Here is a 21,596-nt window from a genome sequence, read left to right on the forward strand (position 1 = left end):
ATGGCTACATATCTTGAAATTAACAAAAAACAGGTAAATGAGGAAAGATGGGAAGAGCCTTTTTATCTTAATATGGGACCTCAGCATCCATCTACTCACGGAGTTTTAAGACTTTTTTTAGAGCTTGAGGGAGAAACTATTGTAAATTGCACACCTATAATAGGATATCTTCACAGAGGGGTTGAAAAGTTAGGAGAAAATCTTAACTACAATCAGGCTATCGTTTTAAGTGATCGTTTAGATTATATAGCCTCGGCAGCTAATAACACTGCTTTTGCTCTTGCATTTGAAAAACTTATGAATTTAGAAGTTCCAAGAAGGGCAAAGCTTTTAAGAACAATTGTTTGTGAGATGGCAAGGATTTGTAACCATCTGCTTTGGCTTGCTACTCATGCTCTTGATATAGGAGCTATGACGGTATTTCTTTATTGTTTTAGAGACAGAGAATGGCTTCTCAATATTTATGAAAAAATATGTGGAGCAAGGCTTACTCATACTTATGTAAGGGTTGGGGGAGTGAGGCAGGATTTTACTCAAGAGATTATAGATGAGCTTTATAGATTTACTGAAGAATTTCCTTCAAGAATATACGATTATGAGACTCTAATTGATGTTAACAGGATTTGGCTTAAGAGGACAAAGGGGATAGCGGTAGTTACTGCAGAGGAGGCTATTAATCTCGGACTTACAGGACCTGTTTTAAGAGGTTCTGGAGTTCCCTATGATGTAAGAAAGTTTAGACCTTATGATGCTTATGGAGAGGTAGATTTTATCGTTCCTACAGGTAAAAATGGAGACACCTATGATAGATACCGTGTTAGAATGGAGGAATTAAGACAGTCTAATTATATTATAAGACAGTGCTTAGACAAGTTGTCTGAAACTGAGGGAGAACCTGTTATTGCAGAAAATGCTCCAGATCTCTTGATGCCAGAAAAAATTAAAAAGCCAGAGCCTAAGCCAGTTCCCAAGAAAGGAGTAATTTTTAGAGGAGAAGATGTTCCCGTTGTTCCACCAGGTGAGGCTTTTGCCTCCATAGAATCACCTAAGGGAGAGCTTGCTGTTTATGTGGTAAGTGATGGTTCAAATAAGCCCTGGAGATTAAGGGTTAGGACACCCTCTTTTGTTCATATTTCAGCTATTCCTTATATGGCTAAAAATCACATGATTGCAGACCTTATAGCTATTATTGGAACCTTAGACATAGTTTTGGGTGATTCTGATAGATGAGGAGGAAAGATGGGAGAAACAATAGATAAATTAATAATTTTAGGTATTTCAGCGGTTATTTTGTTAGTTATAGCTTTATTACATGTAGCTTATTTGACCTATGCAGAAAGAAAGATAATAGCTCGTATGCAGCAGAGACTTGGACCTAATAGGGTTGGTCCAAGAGGTCTTCTTCAGCCTATTGCAGATATGTTAAAGCTTTTAACTAAGGAAGATATTGTTCCTTACGGAGTTGATAAGCCCATATTTTATTTAGCACCCTTTATTTCTCTTGTTTGCGCAGGAACAGGGGTAGCATTAATTCCTATTTGGGAAAAGTTTGTTTTAAGTAACATAAATGTGGGGCTTTTATTTATTTTGGCTTTGAGTTCTCTCAGTGCTTATGGAGTTATTCTTTCTGGATGGGCTTCAAATTCAAGATATGCTTTTTTAGGAGGATTGAGAGCGAGTGCGCAGGTGATAAGTTATGAGATTGCTATGAGTCTTGCCCTTCTTAGCGTAGTTCTTATGGCTGGAAGTCTTAATTTGATGGATATTGTAAAGGCTCAGATTAATTCTCCCTATAAAATATATCTTATTCCTCAAATTGTAGCCTTTTTGGTATTTATGATTTCAGCAATAGCAGAATGTAACAGAGTGCCTTTTGATCTTCCTGAGGCTGAAACAGAGCTTGTTGCAGGGTATTTTGTAGAGTATTCTGCGATGAGATTTGCCATATTTTATCTTGCGGAATATTTTGGAATGGTTGTTATGAGTGCCCTTGCTGTTACCTGTTTCTTAGGTGGATGGATAGGACCTTTTGAGGTGCCCTATATTCCCTTCTTCTGGTTTTTAGTGAAATTGTATTTTCTTTTATTTGTATATATTTGGGTAAGGGCTACTTTACCCCGTTATCGTTACGATCAGCTTATGGGGCTTGGTTGGAAGGTTTTAATACCTGTAGGTTTAGCAAATCTTTTTTTGACAGCCTTTTTGAAATTAATAGTTTAAGAGGGTAGGGTAATGAAGATACTTGAAAAGGCTTTACTTATTGAGATTCTGAAAGGGCTTGCATTAACTTTAAGAAAAATGCTTTTTGCAAAACCTGTTACTATTCAATATTATGATAAGGTTAGACCTGTTCCTGCTCCTGGATTTAGAGGGCGTCATGCTTTGGTTAGAGACGAAAAAACAGGAGATACTTTATGCATAGCCTGTATGCGTTGTGCAAGGGTTTGTCCTTCTAAATGTATTCACATTGAGTATGAAGTAGATGCAGAGACTAAAAAAAGGAAGGTTACTAAATACGAAATAGATGCTTTAAGATGCGTTTATTGCGGTTATTGCGAAGAGGTCTGCCCTGTTAATGCAGTTGTGCTTACAGAATGGTATGAGTATGTAGGTTTCAAAAGGGATGATCTTTATTTTGATAAAGAAAAACTGCTTAAAAATTGGGACGAATTTATAGTTACTCAAAAAAGACCTTATTTAAATCCCTTCTGGAAACCAAGAGGTATTCCAGAGAAATTTTTACCTGTTAAAAAACGCCAGTTTACAGGAGTATAAATATGAATTGGGATTTAATTATTTTTTATTACTTGGCTATTGTAATGATATTTTCAAGTATTTTTGCCATATTTTCAAGGCATCCCGTATATACGGTTTTATTAGTGCTTTTAATGATTATTCATCAAGCCTTTTTACTTTTAACCCTTGGTGCTGAATTTTTAACTGTTGTTCAGATTATAGTATATGCAGGTGCAATTTTAGTTTTATTTTTATTCGTAGTTTATCTTATTAATCTAAGAAAGGAGACTAGAAGAAGTATATTTATAAGAAAGGTTAGTTTAATAGCTATAGTGTTTTTACTTTTTGGAGCTCTTTTTGTGAAGAATCTTTTCATTCTCATTTCTCTCAAGCCTTCTTTTAGAGCTTATTTACCCTTTAGTGTAGAGGAAAAGAGTAATGTCTGGTGGATAGCAAATTATCTTTTTAAAAACTATCTTTTGCAATTTGAAATAATAGGAGTGATTTTGCTTGTGGCTATACTTGGGGCGGTATTTTTAATAAGGAAGGTAAGAACTGTAGAATAAAAGGGGAGGTAAGATGCCGAGCTTAGAACAATATATAATTTTATCCATAATTCTTTTCTTAATAGGGCTTTTTGGTTTTATTTCAAGAAGAAATCTCATTGTTATTCTTATTTCTATAGAGATAATGCTTAATGGACTTATCGTGCTTTTTGCAGCTATCTCTCACTTTACTAAAGACATAAGTGGATACATTATAGTATTTTTTATAATAGCTATGGCTGCTGCAGAAGCTGCTATAGGATTGAGCTTAGTTGTTTTAATTTATAAGAGACTTAGAACAATTTATTCAGATGAGATTACAACTTTTAAGGGGTAAGGTATGGTAGAAAAGCATTTTGAGGTAATAACCAATTTTGATATTTATGTATTTTTAATTCCCTTTTTACCTCTTGTAGCGAGTATCATTACTTTAATTTTAGGAAGAAAATATTACGAATATTTCAAAAATAAGGCTCACATTTTGCCAATTTTAGCCTTATTTTTTAGCTTTTTACTTTCAATCAAAGTTTTGGTTGAGGTGATAAATGGAAAGATTTATCACTTTGATGTATATAGCTGGATATTTGCCTATAATTTTAAGGTAGGATTGGGTTTTCTTGTTGATCCTCTTTCTGTTGCTATGATAACTATGGTAACCTGTGTTTCTTTTCTTATTCATGTTTATTCAGTAGGTTATATGGGAGGGGATCCAGGATATTATAGATTTTTTGCTTACATATCTTTATTTACCTTTTTTATGTTAATGCTTGTTCTTTCCAACAATCTTGTTCAGCTTTATCTCGGATGGGAAGGGGTTGGACTTTGTTCGTATTTTCTGATTGGTTTCTGGTATCAAAAGAAGAGTGCTTCTGATGCAGGAAAGAAGGCTTTCATAGTTAACAGAATAGGGGACTTTGGTTTTGCTCTTGGTATATTTATGGCATTTTATTTTTTGGGAACGCTTTATTACAATGAAATTTTTCCCAAGCTTCCTGAAATTGCTAATAAATATATAAATGTTCTTGGTTATGAGGTACATGTTCCTTTCTTAATTGCCTTTTTACTTTTCTGTGGAGCAATGGGTAAAAGTGCTCAATTTCCGCTTCATGTATGGCTTCCTGATGCTATGGAAGGTCCTACACCTGTTTCAGCATTAATTCATGCTGCTACTATGGTTACAGCTGGTGTTTTTATGGTATGCAGACTTCATCCACTTTTTGAGCTTTCTTCCGCAATGATGTTTATAGTGGCAATTATTGGAGCATTTACCTGTTTTATGTCTGCAACTATTGCGCCAACTCAGTTTGATATAAAAAGAGTTATTGCCTATTCAACCCTTTCACAGCTTGGGTATATGTTTATGGCTTGTGGAGTGGGGGCTTTTATAGCTGGAATGTTCCATCTTTTAACTCATGCCTATTTCAAGGCTTTACTCTTTTTGGGAGCTGGAAGTATTATTCATTTGCTTCATCACGCACCAGATCCAAATGACATAAGAATTATGGGTGGGCTTAGAAAATACATGCCTATTACTTTTTGGACGCTTTTAATAGCAAGTTTATCTATTTCTGGAATTCCTGGATTTGCAGGATTTTTCAGTAAAGATGAAATACTTGCTCAGGCATTTTTTTCAAAATATCCATGGGGTAAATTTATCTGGTTTGTAGGTTGGGTTGTGGCTTCTATGACGGCTTTTTACACTTTTAGAATTTTCTTTAAAGCATTTTATGGAGAGTTTAAAGGTTGGGAATATGTTCACGGAAAGCCTCATGAATCCCCAAGAGTTATGACTATTCCTTTAATTTTCTTAGCTATAGGTTCTATAGTTGCAGGTTGGATAGGAATTCCTGAAATTTTAGGGGGAGAAAACCATATTGAAAAGTTTTTAGTTCCTGTTCTGGGTCATCCAAGAATTATTCACGAAGCCTCACCCTCTACAGAATATCTTCTTATGCTTCTTTCAGTTGGAGCAGGTCTTTTTGGAATCTTCTTAGCTTGGTTAGTTTATATTAAAAAACCTGAACTTGAAACTCTCTTTTCAAAAAATGTCAGGCCTGTTTATATTTTCCTTTTTAGAAAGTGGTATTTTGACGAACTATATCATTATATCATTGTGAGACCAACTCTTTGGATTTCAAGAAAAGTTGTGCGCGGAGTGGGAGACAATATTATCATAGAAGGAATAGTCAATGGAAGTGCAAAGCTTGTAAATATTACTGGAACAGGATTGAGGATTTTGCATACTGGAATAATAAACCACTATTCAACATTTATCTTAATTGGTGTGTTAGTATATCTTTTGATTTATTTATATTTGAAATAGTTGGTATGGGGGAGTACTATGGAATTTTTATTAAATAATCTGCTTTCTTGGATTATCTGGTTTCCTCTAATTGGAATATTAGTGATAATGTTTACTAATAGAAAAAATGAAACTTTCATAAAGTGGGTCTCTTTGATAACCATTTTAATTGATTGCATACTATCTCTTTATCTCCTTGTTAACTTTGATTTTTCTAAAGCTAGTTTTCAGTTTGTAGAGAAAAAACGCTGGATAGAATTTATAAATTCTTACTATTTTTTAGGTGTTGATGGAATAAGTATTTTGTTTGTTCCTCTTTCCACTCTTACTACACTTCTTTGTATATTGATTTCTTGGGATTCAATAAAAGAGATGGTGAAAGAATTTTATTTAGCTCTTCTTGCTACTAATATTGCTATGGTAGGAACATTCTGTGCTCTTGATTTAGTAATATTTTATCTCTTCTGGGAAGCCATACTTATTCCTATGTATTTAATTATTGGAATCTGGGGAGGACCAAGAAGAATATACTCTACTATAAAGTTCTTCCTCTATACTTTCTTTGGTTCAGTCTTTATGTTAATTGGTATAATTTATTTATATATTAAGTTTGGCACTTTTGATTATACACTGTTATTAAATCAGAAATATCCATTTTTAGTAGAAGCTCTTCTTTTCTTGGCTTTTGCCATTGCCTTTGCTATAAAAGTGCCTATGTGGCCGGTTCATACATGGCTTCCTGATGCCCATACTGAAGCTCCTACTGCAGGATCTGTTATTTTAGCAGGAATTTTAATTAAATTAGGAGGTTATGGATTTATAAGGTTTGCCTTACCTCTATTTCCTCAGGCAGCCTTATATTTTTCTAAGTTATTCTTAGTGCTTTCTGTTATTGCAATAATTTATGCAGGACTAGTTTGCTTAGTAGAAGAAGACTTAAAAAGGCTTATTGCTTACAGTTCAGTAAGTCATATGGGATTTGTAACGCTTGGTATTTTTTCCTTTAATCCCATAGCCATGAAAGGTGCGATTTTGCAGATGATAAACCATGGTATTGTTACAGGTGCCCTCTTTATGTGTGTTGGTATAGTTTATGATAGAACTCACAGCAGGGCTATAAGTTATTATGGAGGTTTAGCAACCTCCATGCCTTTATATGCAGCCTTCTTTATGATTTTTACTTTAGCTTCCATAGGTCTTCCAGGAACAAATGGATTTATAGGAGAGTTTCTCATTCTTCTTGGGACATTTCTTTCTACCAAAATTATGGTGGTATTTGGAGCTACTGGTGTAATAATAGGAGCAGCTTATATGTTGTGGCTTTATCAAAGGGTATTTTTCCAAGAACTCAATCCCAATGTAGCTAAGATGCCACCTTTAAAAGTAAATGAACTTGCAGCCCTTATTTTACCAACTATATTAGTATTTTGGATTGGGCTGTATCCCAATCTTTTTTTAGACTTTATGACCACTTCAGTGCAAAATCTATTAATGAATTTGAGGTAGTTTGGGGGGATTTATGGGAACTGTTTTAAATTTTTCAGTAATTTTAACAGAGATAATTTTTATTTTAGTATCTTCTTTTATCTTTCTTATAGACAAGTTTATAAAAAATAAAAATTATGCTTTTTATATCACGCTTATTACTTTAATAATAGCTACTTATTTAATTCTTTTTGTTCCCTTTGGAGAGTTTACTTATGCTTATAAAGCTGATTTTTATTCTTCAACTATAAAACTTTTCTTAGTTTGTGGAGCAATACTGATTTCTATTCTCTCTTACAATTATCTTCAGTATTACATGAATTTAAATTCAGGGGAATATTATGGTTTTCTTCTGTTCTCTATCGTTGGTGCATTTTTAATGCTTTCTGGAATGGACTTAGTTACTATTTATTTAGCCATGGAGCTTATGAGTTTCCCTGTTTATTTTCTTATTGCTCTAAATTATGCTTATAACAGACCTTCTCTTGAGGGAGCTTTAAAATACTTTATTGTAGGAAGTCTTGGCTCAGTTTTTATTCTCATAGGTTTGGGAATAATTTACTACTTTATCGGAACTTTTGTTTTGCAGGAAATTGCTCAAACTCTGGCACAAAATCTTTATTTCAAAGAACTTTTAGTAGGCTTTATTTTTATTCTTATAGGTTTTTCCATAAAACTTTCTTTAGTTCCTTTCCACATGTGGGCTCCTGACGCTTATGAAAGTGCTCCTGTTCCTATCACCTCCTTTATAGCTGGTATTGTAAAATTTGCAGTAATATCTACTTTGGTTAAGATAATTCTTGTAGGATTTAATCCTCTAAGAATAGAAATAGGAGAAGTTCTTATACCTATAATTTTGGCAAGTATATTAATTGGAAACATAATGGCAATCAAACAAGACAACATTATAAGAATGTTAGCTTATTCCTCTATAGCTCATGCAGGTTATGCAGGATTGGGGATTATCAGTGCAGATTACATGGGTTATAGCTTTACCATATTTTATATGCTTGTATATTTAATCATGACTATCGGAATTTTTGGAGTTTTGATATTTTTAGCCAATTTCAAGAAAGAATTGCTCAATATTCCAAGGATGGCAGCTTTAAGTGAGAAAACCCCCTTTGTTAGCCTATTAATATTAATTTTGATGTTTTCTTTAGCAGGTATTCCACCTACAGCAGGATTTATAGCTAAATTTTATGTTTTTATGAGTTTAATTAAAGCCAAATATGTATGGGTGGCTGTTATCGCTATTCTTTTTGCTGTAATAGGTGCTTATCCATACTTGAGGGTGTTAAAAGTTATATACATGGATAAACAGGAATTTGAATTTAAGTTTAAATATGATTTTGCCTTTCTAATCCCTGTTTGTATCTCAGTATTTTTAGTAATTATTATAGGAATATATCCCAAACCTTGGACAGATATAATTTACAAAACTATGTATTTTTACATTAGTTCTCTATTATATCCTTACTAATCTGAAAAATTTTTCCTTTTTACCTTTCATAAAATAGGAAATTTTTTCTTAATTTCTATCAAAACCCTCCTCTAATTCCTTAAAAAATCTCATTTTAACTTTGGCATACATCTTGCTATTTTAAAAAAACAAAAAAATGAGTTTTTAGGAAAACAGGATGATTAAAGTATTAACAGGTTATCTTAATCCAAAAACAAAAGAGTTTGTTTCCCTTTTTGATAACAATAAAAATGTTGAAATATCTGATTGGTTTCAGCTAATTTTTTTAAGTTTAATAGATAACAATTTAGACAACAGTTTAGGCAAAAATCCTGATGTAATTCAAAATTTTGAAACAAACTTTCTTAGAAAAGATAAAGAAATTAACAAGAATGTTCTTTTAAGAAATTTAGGTCAAGAAAAATTAGATCAAATAAACTCACTTTTAGCTTATGTATTAGATAATAATAATTTAGAATTATTCAGTATAGAAAATTTAGCTGAATCTGGGAGTTATAACTATCAGAAAAACATTTTTTCTGAAATTTCAGAGGGAAATAATGAGAACTTAGGAATTTATAATAAAGAAAAATTTTCCTTTATTGAGGAAATAATTTCCCAAATAAATAATGCAAAAGAGATTAATTTTCCTCAATTAAATCAAATTTTTGAAAATATTTTGAAAAAATCTTTGCCAGAGTTTAAAGAGATTGACATTTCAGCTATAAAAGGGAAGGTTTTACAACTTTCAAATAATTTTTCAGATTTTAAAAATGTTTCTTTCCGATCTGGAGAAGATGATAAAAATGTAACAAATTTAGCGAAAGATGGAGATTTGCAGAAAATCAATGAGTCATTTGTCCATATAAAAAATTTAATCGCTGTAAAAGATGAGATTCAAAATAAACAAAATTCTGAAAATCCTTTTCATTTAGATAAACATTTAGACAAGGAGAGTTTACAAACCTATATAAGTGTTTTTAATTCAGAAAATGAAAATCAGAGTGGAAAAGGCGAAAGGTTAGAAGTTAAAAATAATAACAATAAAAACGGGGTAAAAGAACTGAACGAAGATATTTTTCTGTTTAAAAAAGCTCATACGAACGATAGCACTTTAGAGAATGAAAAATTGTTGATTAAAAATAAAGGAGAAGTTAGTAAAGAATTTGGTTTTTACGATGCATTAAATAGAGTGTTAAATAAAAAGGTAGAGGTAGAAACTTATTTTATTAACAGATTTTTTGATGATAGCTTTACAAAGGGAGACTTGGGAATAAAAGATGTAATTAAATCGGAGAATGTTAAGGTTGTTAATTTTTACAAATTTCCGGATGAGTTTCTTGAGATAATAAAAAGTATGAGTTTTGAGATTCAGCCAGAAGGAGAAAAAAGGGCGTTTATAAAACTTGAACCACCAGATATGGGTTTTCTTAATCTTGAGATAAAAACAAAAAATAAGGATATAGAGATAATTGTGAGGGTTGAAAAACCTGAAGTATTACAGGATATAAAAAATAATCTGCATAACATAAAAGCAAGTTTGGAAGAGCTGGGTCTCAATCTTAAAGAGTTTCAGTTATTTTTGGGTTCTGGATTGGAAAATAAAGCTTTTACCAAAAATTTTGAAAGAGAAGGAAGCCCCTCTTATAAGAAGGAAATACAAGAAATAGAAGAGGTAAGTAAAAATACGAAAGAAAAAGACACTATTAAAGTTTATAATACGAATGGTAAATACTATTACATTGTTTAAAGGAGGTTTTAGAAAATGGCGTCTCAGATTAGCAACATAAATGTAAATACTCCAAGTATTTCAACAAATAGAACTCCAAAAAAGGTCCTTGATATGCAAGATTTTATTCAGCTCTTTATAACTCAGCTCCAGTATCAGGATCCTATGAATCCTATAGAAAATAATGAAATGGCTATACAGCTTGCCCTATTTAATCAGGTAGATCAGCTTTTTAAAATTAATGAAACACTTAATACCCTGGTTGATATGGCTAAATCTTTGGAGTTAGCTTATATTTCCAATCTTGTTGGTAAAAAAATTAAAGTTGAAACTAATATAGGTAGAGTTGAAAATGGAGAGTTTTTGGGAGGAGAATTTAGTTTAGATGAACCTGTAAATTATTTAGAAATTGTAATAAAAGATAGTAAAGGCAATTTGATTGATAACATAAAATTAAATGGGCTTCAAGCAGGAACTCACAAAATTGATTGGGATGCCACAGATAAAAATGGGAATAAAGTTCCTGATGGTAATTATGTATTTTCTATAATTATTCCCTACGAGAACACAACTAAAAGTATTACTCCCACCATGATTGCTAAGGTAACAGGGGCTAAGCTTGGAGAAAAACCTCAAATAGTAATTGATGAAAATTATCCTATAGATTTAAAGGATATAAAAGAATTGGTAGGGGAGTAAAAAATGGGAATATTTGGAACAATTTACACCTGTTATAGTGGTGTTTGTACAAACACCGTAGGTATGAAGGTAGTTGCTGATAATATTGCTAATCTTAACACCACTGGTTTTAAAGAAAGTAGATGGGAGTTCGCCAATGAAGTAATTACAGCAACTCAGGAGGCTTTTGTTAGGGAAAAAGGGTTGGGGAGTAGAGTAAAGGACATAAGAACTTTATATACTCAAGGAGGAATTGTAACAACTGATGTTCCTACAGATCTTGCTATTTCAGGCAAAGGATTCTTTATAGTATCAGATAAAAATGGCAACATTTTTTACACAAGAGATGGGCAATTTTTTGTAAATGAGGTTGACGAAAATCATTTTGCCCTTCAAAATAGTCTTGGACTTTACCTCCTTGGAGCTGAACCAGAAGCAACAACTGCAGATTTAACTTCTTTAAAACCCTATTTAATTCCTAAAATAATGCCTCCTAAAGCTACAAGTGAAATAAATATTCAAGCAATATTTGACAGTAGAAAACCTGCAGAAGTCGTAGATGATCCTCTTTGGCAAAATTATGACGCAACAAGAGAAAAAGTTCTTGAAGATGGCAAATATGAATTTGTGTGGAATTTACCTATTTATGATAGTTTAGGAGAAAAAAGGAATCTTCAGCTTTACATAGATAGAACGAGTGATCCTAATCAATATGAACTTCTTGTTGCTCTTGATGATCCTTCACTTGATGGAAGGGGAGCTGGCAAATTTCAGGGAGCTTTTCTTTACGGAATTTTAACTTTTGGAGGAAATGGAGATATTACCGATGCAAAATTTTGGGAAATTACCAATCCCTCATCTTTTGATCCTAACACGCAATTTCCTATGGATTTAAAAACCCTTGGGAAGCCTCAATTTACTTTAAATGTTAAGGGGAATACTCAAACCATAACCTTAGATTTTGGATTTCAGGTTGAGGCAGATGGAAGCATCACAAGAACTTCTTATGCAAGTAAACTTATGGCAAATCCCTTTGTTCAGCTCTATTACAATCAAAATGGGTATTCTCAAGGCATATTTGACAAAATTGAAGTAATTACCGAAGAAGGACTTATAAGAGCCTGGTATACTAATGGGCAAAATATAGAGGTTTCCAAGATATTTCTTGCTGATTTTACGGGATATGAAGATTCATTAGCAAAAATTGGATCAAATCTTTTTCAGGCAAGAGAAGGAATAAAGCCATTTATATTTGCTCCGGGACTTTATGAAAGAGGAAGGCTTATTTCTGGAGCTTTAGAAGAATCAAATGTAGATTTAGCAACGGAATTTGTCAATTTGATTGTTTTACAAAGGGCTTTCCAAAGCAATATAAGAGTTATTGTTACAGCAGATCAAACCTTGGAATATTTTTTTAATAAAACATAAAAATAGCCGATAAATAAAAAAGGGGGTGAATAAAAAATGGGTTTAACCGATGCCTTATTTGCAGGAACAAGTGGTTTAAGAGCACTTGGGCATGGCATGAGTGTTATAGGAGATAATGTAGCCAATCTCAATACCACAGCTTTCAAGGGTTCGAGAATTTCCTTTAGTGACATAATGGCTCAGAATATAAACACTGCTGCAGGATCTGGTCAACTTGGAAGAGGTTCAACAATTCAGGCTATTTATCCCATATTTACTCAGGGATCTTTTGAATCAACAGCAAATCCTACAGACCTTGCCATTGCAGGAAATGGATTTTTTATAGTAGCAGATCCAAGAGCAACAGGTAATGTATATTATACGAGAGATGGACAGTTTATGATTGACAAAAACGGATACCTTGTTAATGCAGCAGGACTAAGAGTTCAAGGTTGGAGAATAGATGAAAATACAGGAGACATTACAGGTGCTATCACAGATATCAGAATTGACAGAAGTTCACCCCCTGTCAAAACAAGTCTCGTTGAGGTAATTACAAACTTAAATGCTGAGGTTGAAAGAAATGTGACCATAGATAACAATAACAATGCTATTTTTGGAGATAATTCCATTACAGATAACAATGGAGTTACCCTTTATTCTAAGTGGAATGCTACTTTATCCACTCCTCTTGCCACTACAGATTATGATTACAGAACTTCTCTTAATATATATGATTCTCTTGGAACGCCTCATGAGATAACTATTTATTATAAAGCTGCAAAATTGGTTAAGGCTGATGGGACTACCACACCGGTATATGAATTTTTGGTTACCTGTAATCCCAATGAGGATATGAGAAGAAATGCAGATGGGAGTGATCTTGGGGATAAAAAAGGAGTTTTAATGTATGGGCTTCTTGAATTTGATACTCAGGGAAATGTGAAAAACTTTTTAGATGTTTACAGATATGGATGGGATGCTAATAATAATCAATATCAATTAGTTAGAATAGTTAATGATAGTGGAGTTCCTCAGGTTCCTAACGATGCCTTTGCTACTTCACCTCCTTTTACCACAACTATTGGTGCACTTGGTGCCAATGGTTATCCTATATTAATAGCAGATTTCTTAGGTATAAAAGTTGCCGATTCAGGGGGAACAGAAGATCCTTCAGCAACTCAGAACTTACAGCCTATAGAACTTAATTTTGGCTATTATTGGGATGGTTCTTCTTGGCGTTCAGAGACAGTAAGAACTACCCAGTATTCAGCTCCCTTTGCAACCCTATTTTATGATCAAAATGGATACGGTCCAGGAACTTTGGAAAGTATTGCTGCCGATAATGAAGGAAGAATTACTGGTTATTATTCCAATGGAAGGGTTATTCCTCTCTGGATGGTTGCGCTTGCCAATTTTAATGCACCAGAAAGGTTACAGAAAGTTGGTGGTAATTTATTTAAAGAAACCACTCATTCAGGACCTCCTGTTACTGGGAAACCAGGAACAAATGGACTTGGAACAATTGCACCAAATAGTATAGAACAATCTAATGTTGATCTTGGAGAGCAGTTTGTTAAGATGATTATCTTCCAGAGGGGATTTCAGGCAGATGCAAGAATTATTACCGTTTCAGACAGCATGCTTGAAGAATTAATCAACCTCAAGAGATAATAACTTCCTACCACTTTCGAAGTGGTAGATTTCTACCACTTCGGAAGTGGTAGATTACCATTTTAATAGGGTAGCCCCAAAGGTAAAACCTCCTCCAAAAGCCACCAGTAAAACAAGGTCTCCTTTTTTAAGCTTTCCTTCTTTTTCTGCTTCGTAAAGAGCCAAAGGTATACTTGCTGCTGAAGTATTTCCATATTTATGAATATTTACATATACTTTTTCTTTCGGAAGTCCAAGCCTTTCTCTTAAGTATTCTATAATTCTTAAGTTTGCTTGGTGAGGAACAAGAAGGTTTATGTCCTTAGCAGTCAAACCATTTCTTTGAAGAATTTCAAGAGAAATCTTTTCCATCATTCTTGTAGCTACTTTAAAAACTTCTCTTCCCTGCATTTTGATGTAATACTCATCTTCAGGAAGCCTCTTATCAAAAGGAGGATAACAAGATCCTCCTCCTTTTAAAGTAAGAAGAGACCATTGAGAACCATCAGCACCAAGGATAAAATCTATAATGCCACTTTTTTCAGGATTTGAACTTTTTCCTACTACTACTGCTCCAGCTCCATCTCCAAGAAGCACACAGATAGTTCTATCTTTCCAATTCGTTTTTCTGGATAAAGCTTCAGCTCCTACAACAAGAATTTTCCAATCAGGATTGTTTTTAATAAACTGATCTGCTACTGCTAATCCATATATAAAGCCAGAACAGGTGGCAGAAAGATCAAAAGCCCCAGCATTGAAAGCTTTAATTCCTTCTTGAACCAAAACTGCCAAAGAAGGTATAAGATAATCAGGGGTAACGGTAGCACATATAATAAGATTTATTTCTTCTGATGAAATCTTTGCTTTTTCTAATGCCTCAAGGCATGCCTTTATTGCATATTTACTTATGTTTTCTCCATCTTCTAAAATTCTTCTTTCTTTAATGCCTGTTCTTTCTGTTATCCACTCATCAGAGGTATCAACCATCTTTTCCAGATCAAAATTAGTAAGAACTTTGGAAGGAACAGCCATTCCTATTCCAAGTATGGCAGATCTTATAGAATTTAAGCCCATTGTTTCTCCTCTAAATCCAGGGTTTCTGTAATAGCATTTTCAAGTTGCTTAACTAAGTTAAACTTTATGGAGTTAATAGCTACTTTTATAGCATTTTTAATAGCTATCGCATCTGATCTTCCGTGAGCTATTATAACATTTCCTTTAACTCCTAGAAGGGGGGCACCTCCGTGTTCCCTCCAGTCAGCCTTTTTTTTAAAATTCCTGATTGCTCCCTCGGCAAGTTTCATTCCAAGAAGATAAACAAAAGAAGTTTTTATCTCATTTTTTAGCATTTCTAAAATCACTTCTGCTAAGCCTTCAGAGAGTTTAAGGCAAATGTTCCCAATGAAACCATCGCATACCACTACATCTACCTCACCTTTAAAAATGTCTCTACTTTCAATATTTCCCACATAGTTGAGATTAGAGTTGGTGAAAAGCTGATGGGTTTTTTTTACTAAGATATTTCCTTTACCAATTTCTTCTCCTATAGAGAGAAGAGCTACCTTAGGGTTTTTTCTTTTCCAGATTTTTTCAATAAAAATACTTCCCATAACTCCAAATTGAAACAAATCAAAAGGTTTGGAATCAACATTGGCACCTGAATCAATAAGAACAAAGGGATCTTTTAGAGTGGGAAGTAAAGTAGCTATAGCTGGGCGTCTCACTCCTTCAATTCTTCCAAGAATAAAAATAGCACCTGCAACTACCGCTCCGGAATTCCCGGCTGAAACAAAAGCCTCCGCTTCTCCACTTTTTAAAAGTTCAAGCCCCTTAAAGATTGAAGCATCTTTCTTTTTCTTTAAAGCATCCTTTGGGCTTTCATCCATTTCTACAACTTTTTCAGTATACACCAGAGAAACTCTTTCTTTTCCTTCCCAATCTTTTAAAATAGATTCAGTTCCTACAAGATAAAGATAAAGATCCGGAAACTTTTGAAGAGCAAGTTCAGCTCCTTTTAGAGTAGATGAGGGAGCTAAATCACCCCCCATTACATCTAATACGACTCTATACATTTTTGATTAAATTTAGATTTCTTCCTTTTCTAAAAAGACCTTTCCCTTGTAATATCCGCAGTTAGGACAAACTCTATGTGGCATTTTGGGTGATTTACATTTTGGACATATAGATAAAGACGGAGCTGTTAAATGCTGATGAGCCCTTCTTTTTCCTCTTCTTGATCTGGAAGTTTTTCTTTTTGGAACAGCCATGGTAAATAGCCCTCCTTTTTAAGTTTTTCCAGAAAAAAGTTCTTTTAAAACTGCAAAAGGACTATCCTTTTTATAAACCTTGCATTGACATAATTTTTCGTTCAAATTTGTTCCACAAATAGGACAAAGCCCCTTACAATCAGGTTTGCAGAGTTTTTTATAAGGTAGGCTCAAAAATATTTCCTCCTTTAAAAGTTCATAAAAAGAGATCCAAGAGTTTTCATAAAAGCTAACTTCCATCTCCTCCTCAGAAAGCTCTTTTTCCTCTTCTAAATTAAGCGAAGCAAGGGGTAAAATATCTATTTTAAAGGTATGTTCAATAGGAAATTCATAAGAGGTTAAGCATCTATCACATTCAAGAATTACTACACCTTTTAAAAAGCCCTCTAATTTTACCTCAATTCCTAATTTTTTCAATTTAAAGTAGCCAGAAAAGGGTACTTTTATATTAAGTTCATTTCCCAGATCAGAAACATTATCAAATTCAACTTTAATTCCCTCTGGAGGAATTTCTTCTAAAAAAATTCCCCAATTTTTAAGATCATTCATAACTTTTAACTCCCTATAAATTTGTTAAAAAATAACTCCAAAAAAGATTTTGTCAAATAAAATTTTTAAATAAACACTTCCTATTACAGGTATCCAGAAATTATCTCTTTTAGTAAAAACCTCGGTAAGAGTAAGAATTAGACAAAACAAAACCACAGAAAAAGAAAAATTTTCTACTTGAAAATAAGTAATTATGAGAGAAAGGGTAAAAAAGGTTAAACTTCCTTCCAAAGTTTTGTTATTTTTAAGTTTTCTCCTTCCTAAAGAATGCCCAATTATTGAAGCAAAGGGATCTGAAAGAGCTAAAATTAAAACAATAGTCTGAAAATTTTTAAGATCTAAGAAAAACCAACTTATAATTATACCTGCCAGAAAAAACCACGCATCGTTTAATCTATCCTTTTCTTCCTTCTTTAAAAGGGGTTGCCAAATAGATTTTAAAGGAAGGAAATAGGGCTTATAAAGACGAAAAATTTCAAAAAGGGTTAAAAGAAAAAATAAAAGAATTAAAAAAATAGTAAAGTGTAAAAAAGAGAGGTAAGAGCTTAAAAAATAAAGAAAAAGTCCCCAGAAGATATGAAAAAGTTTTCTATATAGATTTATTCCCATTCAATAGTTGCAGGAGGTTTTGATGAAATGTCATATACGACTCTATTTACACCCTTTACTTCATTTATTATTCTGTTTGAGAGTCTTTCAAGAATTTCGTAAGGTAGTTTTACCCAATCTGCGGTCATTGCATCCTGACTTTCAACACATCTTATAGCAATTACATATTCATAGGTTCTGTAATCTCCCATAACACCAACTGTTTTAACGGGGAGAAGGACAGCAAAGCTTTGCCAAACTTTGTAATACCATCCAGATTTGAGCATTTCTTCTGTTACGATAAAATCGGCTTCTCTTAAAATGTTGAGTTTTTCTTCGTCAACTTCTCCAATAATTCTTATAGCCAATCCAGGACCTGGAAAAGGTTGTCTCCAGATTATATGCTTAGGAAGACCTAAAACCTCTGCGATCTTTCTTACCTCATCTTTAAAAAGCTCTCTTAGGGGTTCTATAAGCTTTAAGTTCATTTTTTCAGGCAATCCACCCACATTGTGATGGGTTTTAATTGTAGCTGAAGGACCTCTAAAAGAAATACTTTCAATAACATCAGGATAAAGAGTTCCTTGAGCAAGATATTTAACATTTTCAAACTTTTGTGCTTCCTTTTCAAAAACTTCTATAAAGGTTTCTCCAATGATTTTTCTTTTTTCTTCTGGGTCTTTGACACCCTTTAAACGGGATAAAAAAATAGAAGAGGCATTAACATAATGAACATTCAATCCCAAATCTTTCATTAAACTTAGAACTTCTTCTGGCTCATTTTTTCTTAGAAGACCAGTATTTACGAAAATAGGAATAAGTCTATCCCCTATAGCTTTATGAACAAGGATAGCGGTAACAGTAGAATCTATACCTCCTGAAAGAGCACAAATGACTTTTTCATCTTTTTTAACCGTCTCTGCAATTTCTTTTACGGTTTCTTCAATAAATGAAGGCATACTCCATTCAGCTTTGCATTTGCAGATTTCAAAAACAAAATTACTTAAAAGTTTCATACCTATCTCAGTATGCACAACCTCTGGATGAAATTGCACACCATAAAAAGGTTTATCTTTATGAGCTATACTTGCAAAGGGGGAATTTTCAGTTCTTGCAAGTGTATAAAAATTTTCAGGAAGTTTTTCAATCCTATCACTGTGGCTCATCCAAACTTTATACTTTTTATTTTTTCTGAGCCCTTTGAAAAGTTTGTCTGTTTTTAAAATCTCTATGTAAGCTAACCCAAACTCTCTTTTTTCGCTTTTTTCAACTTTTCCTCCGAAAAGATGGGTTATAAGCTGAGCACCATAGCAGATCCCTAAAACAGGTATTCCAAGATTAAAAATCTCTTTATCAATGAGCGGAGCATTTTTATCATAGACACTACTTGGACCACCCGAGAGAATAATACCGGAGGGGGAAAATCTTTTTATTTCGTCTAAATTTACAAAGCAGGGCTTTATCTCACTATAAACTCCGAGTTCCCTTATTCTTCTGGCAATAAGTTGAGTAGTTTGAGAACCAAAATCAAGGACCAAAATTTTATTCTTTAAATTCATTTTATCTTCTAAATTTCCTTAGTATAATCAATCCCCCAAGTAAAGCCAATATTAAAAATCCAACTTCTGCAAGCTCTAAAAGAGAATATTTAATTTTTTCTATAAAAAACTCTTTTGGGTGAGAGATTTCAAAGCTCAAAATAAGTAGCCTTCTTATAAGAGCTGTAATGCCTACTAAAAGAAAAGGTTCTACACATTTTATTGCACTTTCTTCCAATAGAGCCACTTCAACTGTATAAAATATTTCCAAAAAAATAAGAGCAATTAAAAATTTATCAAGAATAACAATTGCACCCTGGGTAAAGTTTTCATAGGAAAGAAGACTAAATAAAGTTTTAAAGGCATCAAAAATTATAAGCACAAAACCAAGTAATAAACCTATAGAAATTATGAAATACCCTATTTCTTCAGACTTCATAAGAAATAATTTTCCAAATATATGCCATTTTTTAGATTCTTTATGGTTTTGCATCTAAAACTCCTTTTAAGGAATTATATTTGGTCATGGTTTTTAAAAGTCCTATATTTAAAATGTCTTCAAGGGCAGAGGAGGAAAGTTCTAAGATTTTCATTACTATAGGCTTTTCCTCTTCTAAAAAGGGAGAGAGCACATATTCTACTACTGAAGAATTCATGGGTTTACCTATTCCTAACTTCATCCTTGGGAAGTCTGAAGTTCCAAGATATTCAATTATAGAAAATATTCCTTTATGCCCCCCTGCCCCTCCCTTAGGAAGTATTTTAATTTTCCCAAGAGGCAGATCTAAATCGTCATAAATTACAAGTAAGTTTGCAGGGGTAATATTTTCTTTTATTATCCATTTTTTAACAGCTCTTCCAGATAAATTCATATAGGTTTGTGGCTTTATTAAAATAGCTTTGTCTTTGTAAAAGGCTGCTTCACTTTCTAAATCTTTGTAAAACTTGAATCTTAAGTTATGCTTCTTTGCAAAGGTATCTATTACTAAAAAACCAAAGTTATGTCTGGTATCTCTATATTTTTCGCCAGGATTCCCAAGTCCACAAAAAAGCCACATTCAAATTTTATTCTGTTGGTTTTTCAGGAGTTTCTCCCTCTGCTCCTTCTTCTTTTTCTTCTGTTAGGATGGTAACCACAGTTTCCTCAGGATCATCTAACACTCTTATTCCTTCAGGAACTTTAATATCCTTTACATGCAAGACATCTCCAATATCAAGATGACTTATATCAACGGTTATCTTATCAGGAATTTTTGAAGGCAGACACTCTATTGTTAATTCATGTAAAAGAATTTCTAAAATACCACCCTTACTAATTCCTACAGGTTTTCCAATAAATTCCAAAGGAACATCTATGGTTATAGTTTCTTTTTCGTGAATAGCCAAAAAGTCAATATGAATAATTTTATCTGTTACAGGATGAGTCTGATATTCTTTTAATATAGCCTGTATTTTGGAAGGTTCTCCATTTGTTAATTGCAAATTAAAAAGGATAGTTTCCCCTTTATGTTTTATTAATATACTTTCAAGCTCATTAGATTTTACAGCAATAGGTAGACTCTGAATATGGGGTCCGTATACAATAGCAGGGATTAATCCCTCTTTTCTTAACTTTTTACAGATTTCCTTTCCTGTTTTTTCTCTTTTGATAACATTTAAGGTAACCTGTTTCATTTTCTTTCACCTCCTGTCAATTTTTTTTAAACAAATAAAGAACTAATGGATTCATCAGTATGAATTCTTCTTATAGCCTCTCCTAAAAGGTTAGCTACAGATAAAACTTTTATTTTTTCAAGGTTTTTTGCCTCATCTTTTAGAGGAATGGTATCACTTACAAAAAGGGCTTTTAAAGAAGATTTTTTAATCCTTTCCACTGCATTTCCGGATAATACTGGATGGGTAGCCATTCCGTAAACTTCAATTGCCCCTCTTTCCATTATAGCATCAGCAGCCTGACACATTGTTCCTGCTGTATCTACCATGTCATCTATAATAATAGCTATTTTATCTTTTACATCACCCACAATATTCATTACGGCACTTTCATTAGGTCTTTCCCTTCTTTTATCAACTATAGCGATTCCTGTATTTAGTCTTTTAGCATATTCTCTTGCTCTTTCCACCCCTCCAGCATCTGGAGACACAATAACGATCTTATCAGTCGGAAAATTTTCTTTTATATATTTAAGAAAAACAGGTAGAGCGTATAGATGATCTACAGGAATATCAAAAAATCCTTGGATTTGTCCTGCATGTAGATCCATAGTAAGAACCCTTCTTGCACCAGCAGTAACTATTAAATTGGCAACAAGCTTTGCAGAAATAGGCGTTCTGGGAGCAGTTTTTCTGTCCTGTCTTGCGTATCCATAATAGGGAACAACAGCAGTTATTCTTCTTGCAGAAGCTCTACGAGCAGCATCAACCATAATAAGTAGCTCCATTAAATGTTCATTAACAGGTGGACAAGTAGGTTGAATAATAAAAACATCAGCCCCTCTTATATTTTCCTTTATTTCTACGAAAATTTCTCCATCACTAAACCTTTTAATTATGCATTCACCTAAGGGAATGTTTAAATAATTGCAAATTTTTCGAGCAAGCTCTGGATTAGCAGTTCCCGAAAAAACTTTGAACTGATTTATAGGCATAAATCCCTC

22 protein-coding genes are annotated in these 21,596 nt (G+C 33.2%); 12 read left to right on the forward strand and 10 right to left on the reverse strand.

Translation table 11 applies throughout. The features are described from left to right. From ACLGLP_RS03865 to ACLGLP_RS03920, 12 genes are all read left to right on the forward strand, one after another. Positions 1 to 1,230, forward strand: a complete 1,230-nt coding sequence (locus ACLGLP_RS03865) for an NADH-quinone oxidoreductase subunit D (RefSeq protein ID WP_492113615.1) — start codon at positions 1 to 3, stop codon at positions 1,228 to 1,230. 9 nt (positions 1,231 to 1,239) lie between these two features. Continuing rightward, positions 1,240 to 2,220, forward strand: a complete 981-nt coding sequence (nuoH, locus tag ACLGLP_RS03870) for an NADH-quinone oxidoreductase subunit NuoH (protein WP_492113616.1) — start codon at positions 1,240 to 1,242, stop codon at positions 2,218 to 2,220. Positions 2,221 to 2,232: 12 nt separating this feature from the next. Beyond that, entirely contained in the window at positions 2,233 to 2,775 is a 543-nt protein-coding gene (gene nuoI / locus ACLGLP_RS03875; protein WP_492113617.1) for an NADH-quinone oxidoreductase subunit NuoI, read from the forward strand. A 2-nt stretch (positions 2,776 to 2,777) separates the two neighbouring features. Beyond that, entirely contained in the window at positions 2,778 to 3,302 is a 525-nt protein-coding gene (locus ACLGLP_RS03880) for an NADH-quinone oxidoreductase subunit J family protein (protein WP_492113618.1), read from the forward strand. Positions 3,303 to 3,315: 13 nt separating this feature from the next. Next, complete coding sequence (gene nuoK / locus ACLGLP_RS03885; protein WP_492113619.1) at positions 3,316 to 3,618, forward strand: NADH-quinone oxidoreductase subunit NuoK; 303 nt, start codon at positions 3,316 to 3,318, stop codon at positions 3,616 to 3,618. A gap of 3 nt (positions 3,619 to 3,621) precedes the next feature. Next, positions 3,622 to 5,604 carry an NADH-quinone oxidoreductase subunit L gene (gene nuoL, locus ACLGLP_RS03890; protein ID WP_492113620.1) on the forward strand — a complete coding sequence of 661 codons (1,983 nt, stop codon included), beginning with the start codon at positions 3,622 to 3,624 and terminating at the stop codon, positions 5,602 to 5,604. Positions 5,605 to 5,622: 18 nt separating this feature from the next. Further along, positions 5,623 to 7,089, forward strand: a complete 1,467-nt coding sequence (locus tag ACLGLP_RS03895; RefSeq protein WP_492113621.1) for an NADH-quinone oxidoreductase subunit M — start codon at positions 5,623 to 5,625, stop codon at positions 7,087 to 7,089. Between the two features lie 13 nt (positions 7,090 to 7,102). Continuing rightward, positions 7,103 to 8,551, forward strand: coding sequence for an NADH-quinone oxidoreductase subunit N (locus ACLGLP_RS03900; protein WP_492113622.1), 1,449 nt, complete (start codon positions 7,103 to 7,105; stop codon positions 8,549 to 8,551). 157 nt (positions 8,552 to 8,708) lie between these two features. Continuing rightward, positions 8,709 to 10,280, forward strand: coding sequence for a flagellar hook-length control protein FliK (locus ACLGLP_RS03905; RefSeq protein WP_492113623.1), 1,572 nt, complete (start codon positions 8,709 to 8,711; stop codon positions 10,278 to 10,280). A 15-nt stretch (positions 10,281 to 10,295) separates the two neighbouring features. Then, positions 10,296 to 10,958, forward strand: a complete 663-nt coding sequence (locus ACLGLP_RS03910) for a flagellar hook assembly protein FlgD (RefSeq protein ID WP_492113624.1) — start codon at positions 10,296 to 10,298, stop codon at positions 10,956 to 10,958. A 3-nt stretch (positions 10,959 to 10,961) separates the two neighbouring features. Further along, the gene (locus ACLGLP_RS03915; RefSeq protein WP_492113625.1) at positions 10,962 to 12,365 is read left to right on the forward strand and encodes a flagellar hook protein FlgE; all 1,404 of its coding nucleotides are present in this window, start codon (positions 10,962 to 10,964) and stop codon (positions 12,363 to 12,365) included. 36 nt (positions 12,366 to 12,401) lie between these two features. Further along, a complete protein-coding gene (locus ACLGLP_RS03920; protein ID WP_492113626.1) occupies positions 12,402 to 14,018 on the forward strand; it encodes a flagellar hook protein FlgE in 1,617 nt (538 codons plus the stop codon). Between the two features lie 54 nt (positions 14,019 to 14,072). On the opposite strand, the gene ACLGLP_RS03925 is transcribed toward ACLGLP_RS03920, so the two are convergent. From ACLGLP_RS03925 to ACLGLP_RS03970, 10 genes are read right to left on the reverse strand one after another with little or no spacing between them, the layout of a single operon-like run. Next, the gene (locus ACLGLP_RS03925; RefSeq protein ID WP_492113627.1) at positions 14,073 to 15,071 is read right to left on the reverse strand and encodes a beta-ketoacyl-ACP synthase III; all 999 of its coding nucleotides are present in this window, start codon (positions 15,069 to 15,071) and stop codon (positions 14,073 to 14,075) included. Next, positions 15,062 to 16,069, reverse strand: coding sequence for a phosphate acyltransferase PlsX (gene plsX / locus ACLGLP_RS03930; protein ID WP_492113628.1), 1,008 nt, complete (start codon positions 16,067 to 16,069; stop codon positions 15,062 to 15,064). The genes ACLGLP_RS03925 and plsX overlap by 10 nt, the downstream gene beginning before the upstream one ends. Positions 16,070 to 16,081: 12 nt before the next feature. Next, a complete protein-coding gene (rpmF, locus tag ACLGLP_RS03935) occupies positions 16,082 to 16,264 on the reverse strand; it encodes a 50S ribosomal protein L32 (protein WP_492113629.1) in 183 nt (60 codons plus the stop codon). Positions 16,265 to 16,282: 18 nt separating this feature from the next. Next, positions 16,283 to 16,813: a YceD family protein gene (locus tag ACLGLP_RS03940; RefSeq protein WP_492113630.1), complete on the reverse strand. Its 531-nt coding sequence runs from the start codon at positions 16,811 to 16,813 to the stop codon at positions 16,283 to 16,285. Positions 16,814 to 16,837: 24 nt separating this feature from the next. Then, positions 16,838 to 17,422 carry a hypothetical protein gene (locus ACLGLP_RS03945; protein ID WP_492113631.1) on the reverse strand — a complete coding sequence of 195 codons (585 nt, stop codon included), beginning with the start codon at positions 17,420 to 17,422 and terminating at the stop codon, positions 16,838 to 16,840. After that, the gene (guaA, locus tag ACLGLP_RS03950; RefSeq protein WP_492113632.1) at positions 17,413 to 18,960 is read right to left on the reverse strand and encodes a glutamine-hydrolyzing GMP synthase; all 1,548 of its coding nucleotides are present in this window, start codon (positions 18,958 to 18,960) and stop codon (positions 17,413 to 17,415) included. Before guaA ends, ACLGLP_RS03945 begins: the two co-directional genes overlap by 10 nt. A gap of 1 nt (position 18,961) precedes the next feature. After that, positions 18,962 to 19,432, reverse strand: a complete 471-nt coding sequence (locus ACLGLP_RS03955) for a phosphate-starvation-inducible PsiE family protein (protein WP_492113633.1) — start codon at positions 19,430 to 19,432, stop codon at positions 18,962 to 18,964. Continuing rightward, a complete protein-coding gene (gene pth / locus ACLGLP_RS03960) occupies positions 19,419 to 19,997 on the reverse strand; it encodes an aminoacyl-tRNA hydrolase (protein WP_492113634.1) in 579 nt (192 codons plus the stop codon). The genes ACLGLP_RS03955 and pth overlap by 14 nt, the downstream gene beginning before the upstream one ends. A gap of 7 nt (positions 19,998 to 20,004) precedes the next feature. After that, positions 20,005 to 20,613, reverse strand: a complete 609-nt coding sequence (locus tag ACLGLP_RS03965; protein ID WP_492113635.1) for a 50S ribosomal protein L25/general stress protein Ctc — start codon at positions 20,611 to 20,613, stop codon at positions 20,005 to 20,007. Positions 20,614 to 20,639: 26 nt separating this feature from the next. Then, positions 20,640 to 21,587: a ribose-phosphate pyrophosphokinase gene (locus ACLGLP_RS03970; RefSeq protein ID WP_492113636.1), complete on the reverse strand. Its 948-nt coding sequence runs from the start codon at positions 21,585 to 21,587 to the stop codon at positions 20,640 to 20,642. Between the last annotated feature and the right edge of the window lie 9 nt (positions 21,588 to 21,596).

This window comes from Caldimicrobium sp. SLHALR3, assembly GCF_058692735.1.